9 protein-coding genes are annotated in these 9,210 nt (G+C 66.3%); all 9 read left to right on the forward strand.

Annotated elements, in window-relative coordinates; genetic code table 11:
• The first annotated feature begins 3 nt into the window (after positions 1-3).
• Genes PMI12_RS20495 through PMI12_RS20535 form a run of 9 tightly spaced genes read left to right on the forward strand, consistent with a single transcriptional unit; the run spans position 4 to position 9,119 of the window.
• Positions 4-1,323, forward strand: coding sequence for a CpaF family protein (locus PMI12_RS20495; protein ID WP_007836253.1), 1,320 nt, complete (start codon positions 4-6; stop codon positions 1,321-1,323).
• The gene (locus tag PMI12_RS20500) at positions 1,316-2,314 is read left to right on the forward strand and encodes a type II secretion system F family protein (protein WP_049965859.1); all 999 of its coding nucleotides are present in this window, start codon (positions 1,316-1,318) and stop codon (positions 2,312-2,314) included. The genes PMI12_RS20495 and PMI12_RS20500 overlap by 8 nt, the downstream gene beginning before the upstream one ends.
• Positions 2,311-3,273: a type II secretion system F family protein gene (locus tag PMI12_RS20505; protein WP_007836260.1), complete on the forward strand. Its 963-nt coding sequence runs from the start codon at positions 2,311-2,313 to the stop codon at positions 3,271-3,273. The genes PMI12_RS20500 and PMI12_RS20505 overlap by 4 nt, the downstream gene beginning before the upstream one ends.
• A complete protein-coding gene (locus tag PMI12_RS20510; RefSeq protein ID WP_007836262.1) occupies positions 3,270-4,241 on the forward strand; it encodes a hypothetical protein in 972 nt (323 codons plus the stop codon). The genes PMI12_RS20505 and PMI12_RS20510 overlap by 4 nt, the downstream gene beginning before the upstream one ends.
• Complete coding sequence (locus PMI12_RS20515; RefSeq protein WP_007836263.1) at positions 4,238-4,633, forward strand: DUF3613 domain-containing protein; 396 nt, start codon at positions 4,238-4,240, stop codon at positions 4,631-4,633. Before PMI12_RS20510 ends, PMI12_RS20515 begins: the two co-directional genes overlap by 4 nt.
• Positions 4,634-4,651: 18 nt before the next feature.
• The gene (locus PMI12_RS20520) at positions 4,652-5,125 is read left to right on the forward strand and encodes a TadE/TadG family type IV pilus assembly protein (protein ID WP_007836265.1); all 474 of its coding nucleotides are present in this window, start codon (positions 4,652-4,654) and stop codon (positions 5,123-5,125) included.
• The gene (locus tag PMI12_RS20525; protein ID WP_007836266.1) at positions 5,122-5,634 is read left to right on the forward strand and encodes a TadE/TadG family type IV pilus assembly protein; all 513 of its coding nucleotides are present in this window, start codon (positions 5,122-5,124) and stop codon (positions 5,632-5,634) included. The genes PMI12_RS20520 and PMI12_RS20525 overlap by 4 nt, the downstream gene beginning before the upstream one ends.
• A gap of 15 nt (positions 5,635-5,649) precedes the next feature.
• Complete coding sequence (locus PMI12_RS20530; protein ID WP_007836267.1) at positions 5,650-7,677, forward strand: TadG family pilus assembly protein; 2,028 nt, start codon at positions 5,650-5,652, stop codon at positions 7,675-7,677.
• A gap of 17 nt (positions 7,678-7,694) precedes the next feature.
• Positions 7,695-9,119: a sigma 54-interacting transcriptional regulator gene (locus tag PMI12_RS20535; RefSeq protein ID WP_007836268.1), complete on the forward strand. Its 1,425-nt coding sequence runs from the start codon at positions 7,695-7,697 to the stop codon at positions 9,117-9,119.
• Positions 9,120-9,210 lie beyond the last annotated feature (91 nt).

The following is a 9,210-nucleotide window of genomic DNA, read 5'->3' on the forward strand; positions in this document are numbered from 1 at the left end:
CCCATGTCCACCGATATCGAATTCGCCGACGACGACCAGGCGTTCATCAATTCCCAGCAGTTCCAGGACATCAAGAGCTGGACGCATGATCACCTGCTGAGCCGCATCGAGGAGCTGGGCGCGGAATTCGGCCGCTGGTCGCGCGCCTCGATCCAGCAGTTCGTCGAGCTGGAGGTCGACAGCTTCGTGCGCCTGCGCCGCGTGCCGATCAACGACCGCGAGATGCAGCTCATCGCCGATGCGCTGACCAAGGAACTCGCGGGTTTCGGCCCGCTGGAAGACCTGCTCAACGACCCGGCCGTCGAGGACATCCTGATCAACGGCTACCAGAACGTGTACGTCTCGCGCCATGGCCTGCTGGAGCGCGAGACCGTGCGCTTTGCCGATGCCGAGCACGTCATGCGCATCGTGCGCCGCATCCTCGCGCCGCTGGGCCGCCGGCTCGACGAGTCGAACCCGATGGTCGATGCTCGCCTGCCCGACGGCGGGCGCATCAACGTGATCATCGAGCCGCTGGCCATTGACGGCCTGTCGGTGTCGATCCGCAAGTTCCGCAAGGAGCCGCTCACGCCGGCCGACATGGTGAAGCTCGGCACCTTCGACGCGGGCATGGCGCAACTGCTGGAGATCGCGGTGCGCGCGCGCTGCAACATCCTCGTGAGCGGGGGCACCAGCTCGGGCAAGACCTCGCTGCTCAATGCGCTCGCCAGCTTCATCCCGGCGCGCGAGCGCGTCATCACCATCGAGGACACGGCGGAACTGTCCCTCGGCACCAGCCACGTGGTGCGGCTCGAAAGCCGTCCAGGCGGCTTCGACGGCACGGGCGTTGTGTCGATCCGCGACCTGCTGCGCAACAGCCTTCGCATGCGGCCCGACCGCATCATCGTGGGTGAAGTGCGCGGCGCCGAGGTGATCGAGATGATGCAGGCCATGAACACGGGCCATGAGGGCTCGATGGGCACCATCCACGCCAGCTCGCCACGCGAGTGCCTGTACCGCCTCGAGATGCTTGCAGGCTTCGCCGGCTACCAGGGCAGCGAAGTGAGCCTGCGACGGCAGATCGCCAACGCCATCGATTTCATCGTGCAGATCGGACGGTTGTCGAACGGTCAACGGCGCATCATCTCTCTGAGCGAAGTCACCGGCGTCAACGACAACGTGGTGGCGATGCAGGAGCTGTACCGATACGAACCGATCGCCTCGCCCGACGGCGAGGAGCGTGACCGCTGGGTGTCACTCGGCATCGCGCCGCACTCGCCGAAGATCACGCGCTTTCGCCAGTCGCTGGCGCGTTCGCAGCATGGAGGAGACGGCCGTGCATGAAGTCTTGCTCGCGGTAGCCTGCATTGCGCTGCTGCTGGCGGCGGCGGGGCTGCTGCTTTGGCAATGGGCGAAGAATCGGCAGATGCGGCAGGCGACCGAGCGGCACTTGAACCAGCAGATCCTCGCCACCAATACGGCCGCCACGGCATCGGCCATTCCGATGCCGATGCGGGACCTTCCCGGCGAGGGCCTTGCCTCAAGCCTGACCACGGACCCTTGGTTCGATGGGGAGGCGGCATCCGCCAACGCTACCCGCACCGGTCTGCTCGAACGGGTGATCCCCGGGTGGATGGTGGGCGTGATCGAGCCGCGCACCATCGTCTTCGCGCTGGCCATCATTGCCGGACTCGGCCTGCTGGTCGGCATCCTGGTCGGATGGCTTGGCGCGCTGGGCGTGCTGTTCCTGCTGGTGCTGATAGCGAGCTTCACTCTGTGGCTGCAACTGCAGAAGTTCCGCCGCAAACTGATCCACCAGCTCCCCGGCTACATCGACGCCATGGTGCGCCTGATCACCGTCGGCAACTCCACGCAGGCGGCATTTCAGCTGGCGATTCCCACCACGCAGGCGCCGCTGCGTGGCCATCTTGAGCGCTCGGCAGCGCTGGTGCGCGCGGGCATGGACCTGGACCGCGCGCTGCACCAGACGGCCACCAGCGTGCGCATCGAGGAGATGTACCTGCTTGCCTCGATCCTGGGCCTGGGCGTGCGCTACGGCGGTCGCGCCGACTTGTTGCTGGAGCGCGTGGGCAATTTCATGCGCGACCGCGAGCAGGCGGAGCAGGAGCTCACCGCCATGTCCTCGGAGACGCGGCTGTCGGCCTGGATTCTTGGCCTGCTGCCCGTGGGCGTGGGCGCCTTCCTGATCCTCACCAACCCCAGTTACTTCATGGGGATGTGGAACGACGACACGGGCCGCATCCTGATCTTTTCCTCGGTGGGCCTGCAACTGACAGGCGCCGCCCTGCTCTACCGGCTGGCAAGGCTGACATGAGCTTGACGCCCAATCAGCTGGCCATCTTCAGCCTCATGCTGCTGGCGCTCGGCCTGGTAGTTGGCGCCGGTGCACTCATCGCCGCCGAACTCCGCCGCACGCGCAGCGGGCAGGTCATCGGCCGGGCCATCCGGCAGACAGCCGTCGTGCCCGATCCGAAATCTCCCGTGGAGCCGGACACTGACCCCGACGCGCCTTTCAAACCTGAACTGGACCTCCCATTCCACTGGCTGAATTCGCGGCTCGGCCGCGCCTTGGTGGCTGACGAAGACCGCAACCTCATCGATCAGTGCGGCCTTCCGTCAAAGCGGGCGCAACTGGTCTTCCTGGTTGCGCGGATCTCGCTCGCCTTCCTGCTCCCGCTGCTCGCCTATGTCTTCTGGAGCGGCGGGCACACGCAGAGCACCGTCACCATCGTCCTGTCGGCGGCGGCCGCCATCGGGTTCATGGCGCCCAAGTGGGTGCTCGGCCGGATCGCTGCCGGTCGGCGGGAGCGCGCGGCACGGGAGCTGCCTTTGTTTATCGACCTGCTGCGCCTGCTGCAGGGCGTGGGCCTGAGCCTGGACCAGAGCCTGCAGATCATGGCGACCGATTTCTCGCACGTGCTGCGTGTGCTGGGCTACGAGCTGGGCATCGCGAATGCGCAGTACAGCCAGGGCCGCACCCGCGAGCATTCGCTGCATCGCCTCGCGACGCTGCACAAGAACGAGAACCTGCGCGGCCTCGTCTCGCTGCTGGTGCAGGTCGACCGGCACGGCGGTGCGGTGCAGGAACCGCTGCGTGTCTTCAGCGACCGGCTACGCGAACACCGCCGCTCGGAGATGAAGGAGCGCATCGGAAAAATCACCGTGAAGATGACCGGCGTCATGGTGACCACGCTGCTGCCGGCGCTGGTCATTGTCACCGCAGGGCCGGGCTTCATCGCGATATTCCGTTCACTGGGAGCCATCGGCAAATGAACACACTCGACTTTTCCATGTGCACGCACCGTGCCGGCCGACTGCTGGCCTGCGCCGTCGCCACGGCCGCCGCCATGGCCATCACCGGGTGCGGCGCGCTCAAGGACCAGTACGCCGCCAGTGCCGATGCGCAGCAGCGCGCATCGGCCGAGGCGGCCGCCGACACCAAGGCCGGCGCCGCCGTCGACACCAAGGCCACCTACCTCAAGCTCGTCGAGCAGATGCAGAAGGAAGGCTTGTGGTTCGCCTCGCTGGCGCACATCGACGCGCTCGAGCAGCGTTGGGGCATCTCGCCCGAATCAACGCGCATGCGCGCCGATGCCTTGCGCCAGACTGGCCAGGCCGCATTGAGCGAGCAAGCCTACAAGCGCCTGATGGGCACGCCGCTCGAAGGCGCTGGCTACCGCGGCCTCGGCCTGCTGGCGGGCGCACGCGGCGCCTACTCCGAAGCCATTCAGTTGCTGAAGCAAGCCCAGCGCCTGACACCCACTGACGCCCTGCTGCTCAGCGACCTGGGCTACGCCAGTCTGCGCGCGGGACAGATCGCTGACGCGCGGCTGCCGCTGATGCAGGCCCTGCAGCTGCGCCCCGACAACGCCCAGGCCCAGTCCAATCTCGCGCTCTACCTCGAAGTCACAGACCAGGGCGAGCAGGCGAGCAAGCTGATGGAGGCCAACCGCATGTCCGACGCGGCCCGCGCGGCGGTACGGGACGCGGCGCGGCAACTGCGCGCAGGTGGCGCGGTGCCGTTCGGGGCGACCGGCGCTTCGCCGGCGCCCCTTGCCGCGCGTCCGTTTCCGAACACCAAAGAACTCGCACGCGAAGACCTTGCGCCACCGCCGCTGATGCTCAAGGCCTCGCGCTGGTCCGGCGTGGGTGGCATCCGCACGGCCAGCCAACTCAATCCGTCCGTAGCCGATGCGGCGGTCTCCCTTTCGCCGAATTCGACTTCACGAGGCACACCATGAGAAATGCACACGCCAACCGTCTCGCCGCACTGCCCGCATTCGGTCTCGCAGCCGTCCTGATGGTCGCCGCGCCTATGGCCCTCGCACAGCAACCGGCACCGGCCAACGCACAGGAACCTGCGTCCACTCCTGCGCCGCCACAGGGACAGGAAGCCATGGCCGAAGCCGAAGAGCCCACTTACGAACGGCTGCAGGTGGGCGACGCCACACAGGGCCTGCTCGCATGGCAGCGCGGCGGCGAGATCGCGTCCCCAACGCCACGCACCATTGCCGGCAACGTCGCAAATCGCAGCTACGAGCGCTACTTGAAGAGCTTCGAGTTTCCGATCCCGGAGCGCATGACGTCGTCCGTCAAGTCGGCATCGGGCGGTGGTGGCGCTTCGCCCAAGTAAGTACACCCGGGCATCTCCATGATCACCACACGCCTTCGCACCCGCGCACACGCCCAGCGTGGCGCGTACGCGGTCGAGTTCGCGATGGTGTTCCTGATCTTCTTTACGTTGCTCTACGGGATCATCAGCTACGGCATGCTGTTCGCGTTTCGCCTGGGGCTGCAGAACGCGGCGGAAGATGGTGCGCGCGCGGCGCTGCGCTACCAGCCCACCCTGCCGGCGCGCATCACCCAGGCCCAGACGGCTGCAACGGTGAGCAGCAACTGGATGCCGGCCATCGTGGCGCGCAACGTCAATGCCACCGTATGCGGGGTGGTCGCCAACAACTGCACCACGCCCACCTGCGGCGCCACCTGGGACACCCGCTGCCAGATGGTCGTGACCGTCACGGCCACCAATCTGCAGCTCCTGCTGCCGCCATTCCCGAGCTTCGCCATTCCCGACCAGATCGTCGGCAAGGCCAGCATGCTGCTCGACGGGAGGGCGCCATGAATGCAGCTGGACGTCCGAATGGCGACAGAGGCGTGACCACGCGCGGCCGACAGCGCGGCGTGGCCGCCATCGAATTCGCGCTGGTCTTCGTCGTGCTCTTCAGCGTGCTGTACGCGCTCGCGACCTTCGGGGCGGTGCTCTACACGCAGCAGTCGGTCACGCGCGCCTCCGAGGACGGTGCGCGGGCCGTCGGCCTCCTGACGCCGCCACCGACGGCGGCCGACCAGCGGGTCAAGGACGCCGTGTACGACTCGCTGGCCAACTCGCTCGTCACTCCCGTTTCGGCCAACACCAGCGCGGCGACCCGGCGCAGCTGGATCGTCTCCAACGTCACGGTGGACGTGACCCGCAGCGACCCCGGCAGCCCCGGGGCCTACATCCGCTACGTCGTCATCGTGAGCTATCCGTACAGCGCGAATCAACTGCTGCCGACGATGCCGTTTGTGGGCCAGTGGGTGTTGCCCGATCAATTGCGAAGCCGGACGACCGCCGCGCTTCGCTCTTCCTGAAGGGGCGCCATCGCCATGCATGTTGTGCTCCGCAGTTCCTCTCCCCATACGCGATCTCGCGGTTCGATCCTCGTCAACACGGCCATCGCGTTGAGCCTGATCGTCATCACGCTGATCGGCACCGAGATCGGCTTCATGTACTTCATGAAACGGGAGTTCCAGAAGACTGCGGACCTTGCCGCGCTGGCGGGTGCACAGCAGATCCGCGGCGGGTGCGTGGCCGCAGTTGCAGCCGCGCAGCTGAACGCTAACGGCTCGGCAGGCGGCGCTCCCGCCAACATGCCGGTGGGCCTCACGCTGGCTGCGGGAGAGGTGCAATGCGGCTACTGGGACAAGGACACGAGCTTCCAGACACCAGCTGTCACGGGCGCGGCCAACGCGGTGCGCGTGAGCTTTCAGAAGGCATCACCCACACTGCTGTCGTTCTTCACGGGCAACCGGCTCATCAACGTCACCGCCGTGGCGGCTTTGAGCGCGCCGCTTGCCGAGTTCTCCGTGGGTAGCAAGCTCATCACCGTCAGCGGTGATTCGACGCTGGGACGTCTGCTCAAGGGCATCGGACTGGATCTGTCGGGCACGTCCCTGGTTGCCTATGACGGGTTGGCCCAGGTCAAGATCACGCCTAGCGGGCTGCTGGCCGCGCTTCGCATTCCGGTTGCCGCCGACATCGGTGTTGGCGAGCTGAACACGCTACTCGCGGGCCGCTCGGTGATGCTGGGCGATTTGCTCAACGCCATCGTGACGGTGGCGGGCCAGGACAGTTTGCTCAGCAGCAACATCGCATTGCTGCAGGCGATCCAGGCCAAGCTCGGGCTCACCAATCTGCCGGTGCAGTTGGGCTCGCTCGCCGACGGTCCTCGCGGCCTGTTCGCGCAGATCGTCTCGCCGGGCGGCAGCGGAAGCAGCGCGTTGAACGTGGGCGTGAGTGCACTGGACCTGCTTTACACCTCGATCGGCGTGGCAACCTCGCAGCACGCCGTCGACACGGGGCTCAACATCAACCTGCTGGGCCTCGCGAAGGTCACCACCCAGGTGACGGTGATCGAGCCACCGTCCGTGGCCATCGGTGGCATCGGGGCCAAGGCCTACAACGCGCAGGTTCGCAGCTTCATCCATGTAACTGACGCCGGGCTACTCGGCTCGCTGGTCAAGCTTGATCTGCCAATCGTTCTCGACGCGGTCACGGGCACTGGCACGATCGTCGACATGTGCACTCCCGCGCTGCAGGACCCGGTAAGCGGCAAGGATCGCGTGAAGTTCAACGTCAGCAGCAAGATCGCGAACGTGTGCGTAGGACAGGTCGCGTTAACGGACCTGTTTTCCAAGTCGACGGTCTGCAGCTATCCGGCCACGCTGAAGGACATGGAGCTCATCAACGTGCTGGGCCTGCTTAAGGTGAACAACCATTTGGACCTGGGCGTGCTGAAAGCCCCCGACGCTCAGTTGACCCTCGCCGAGGGTGAGACCGGAACGACATCGAGCAACAACCTGCAACTGGGCACGCTTGTGTCGGACCTCCTGGGCCAGCTGAGCAACCTGCTCTTCGGAGGGCTGGCGCCGACAGGCACTCCCAGTAGCGGAGATCTAGACAACCTCACCAACCAGATCTGGGATCAAACGGCTACCGTCTGTTCAGCAGATACGTCCTCTTGCCGCGCCCTACGACTCGACCAAGCTCGCACTGTTATCGCTCAAAACTCGCAAAACAGCGGCTTACTCACAGGCTTGTTAAATGGGTTGACGGGCCTTCTTACAAGCGTTACCAATCCATGTTCAGGCGTGATTCTTCTCGGCGGCGGCGACGTCAATGGGTGCAAGAGCATGATCAAAGACACCCTGAGCAAAACAACGGACGCCACTACGGGCGGGAAAGTTTCAAATGCACTGGCCGTCCTGGCGGGATTGCTAAAGCCGCTCCTCGACGCCATCGGCTCGTCGGTCCTCACTCCTCTCCTGACAAACGTACTCGGCATCAACCTCGGCCAGATCGACGTGAACCTGAAGTCGCTCGACTGCAAGGGCCTGCCCATGCTGGTGTATTGACACTCCGTTCCTCTCCGATGAATTCCCCCGCCCCCAACTTCGACGAACTCGACCTCTTTGTCTGGGAAGGCAAAGCCGACATCCTCGACCGCATCGCGCGGTGCATGGCGAGCTTCGACGTGGAGGTGATCCGGGCCGACGGCATGCCGCCTCCGCCGCAGGACCGCGGCACGGCGCTGCGACCGTCGGTGGCGATCATCAGCGTCACCGTCATCGACAGCGGCGGGCTGGCGCATGCGACCGAGCTGCTGCAGGGCATGCCGGTGATCTGGGTCGCGGCGGGGTCGCGCGAGCGCGACTCGCGCACCTATCCGCCCGAGTACCTGCACGTGCTGCCCTACGACTTCACCTGCGCCGAACTGCGCACGATGGTCGCGAAGCTGGTGCGGCAGCTGCGCGCGCGCGAAGTGGCGCCGCAGGCGCCCGACGTTCTTGTTGCGCACTCGGAGGCGATGAAGGCGCTGCTGGCCGAGGTGGGCGCCTTTGCCGACTGCAACCACAGCGTGCTGGTGCGCGGCGAAACGGGCGTGGGCAAGGAGCGCATCGCGCAGCAACTGCACCTCGGGCACCAGCACTACAGCAAAGGCGCGTTCGTGGCGGTGAACTGCGGCGCGATTCCCGACGGGCTTTTCGAGTCGCTGTTCTTCGGCCACACCAAGGGCTCGTTCACGGGCGCGGTCCACGCCCACCGCGGCTACTTCGAGCAGGCCACGGGCGGCACGCTGTTTCTCGACGAGATCGGCGACCTGCCGCGCTACCAGCAGGTGAAGCTGCTGCGCGTGCTGGAAGACAGCGCGGTCACGCGCCTGGGCGCGACGGCGCCGGTGCGGGTCGACTTCCGGCTGGTGGCGGCCACCAACCGCAACCTGCGCGAGATGGTGGCGAGCGGCGAGTTTCGCGCCGACCTGTTCTACCGGCTCGCGGTGATCGAGCTGCACGTGCCCAGCCTCGAGGAGCGCGGCGAGGTCGACAAGATCGCGATCTTCAAGGCGCTGCTGGGCAACGTGCTCGGCGACGAGCTCGAAGCGCTCGGCGAAACGCCGCACTGGCTCAGCGATGCGGTGGCCGAGACCTACTTTCCAGGCAACGTGCGGCAGCTGCGCAACCTCGCGGAGCGCGTGGGCGTGATCGCGCGGCAGCTGCACGGCTGGGACCAGAACCTGATCCAGCGCGCGATTGCGCTCACGCGCGGCACGCCGGCACCGGCGACCCCGAGCGAGCGCAACGGCATGGGCAACGGCAACGGCTCGCTCGATGGCAGCAGCGACCGCAAGGGCTGGAACAGCAGCGAGCGCAACCGCATCATCGCGGCGCTGGAGATCAACGACTGGAAACGCCAGGACACCGCGCAGCATCTGGGCATCAGCCGCAAGGTGCTGTGGGAGAAGATGCGCAAGTACCAGATCCTGGACGGCGAGCCAGGCATCCCCGAAACTGGATAGGCTCGCCCCCAGGCTTCGCGCACTTCGTGTCGCTTCTCCTTCCCCCTGCCGGGGGCAACACCTGAGGCCCGGCAAAGCCGGTTCCTCGGTG

Source organism: Variovorax sp. CF313, from assembly GCF_000282635.1.
Taxonomy (GTDB): domain Bacteria; phylum Pseudomonadota; class Gammaproteobacteria; order Burkholderiales; family Burkholderiaceae_C; genus Variovorax.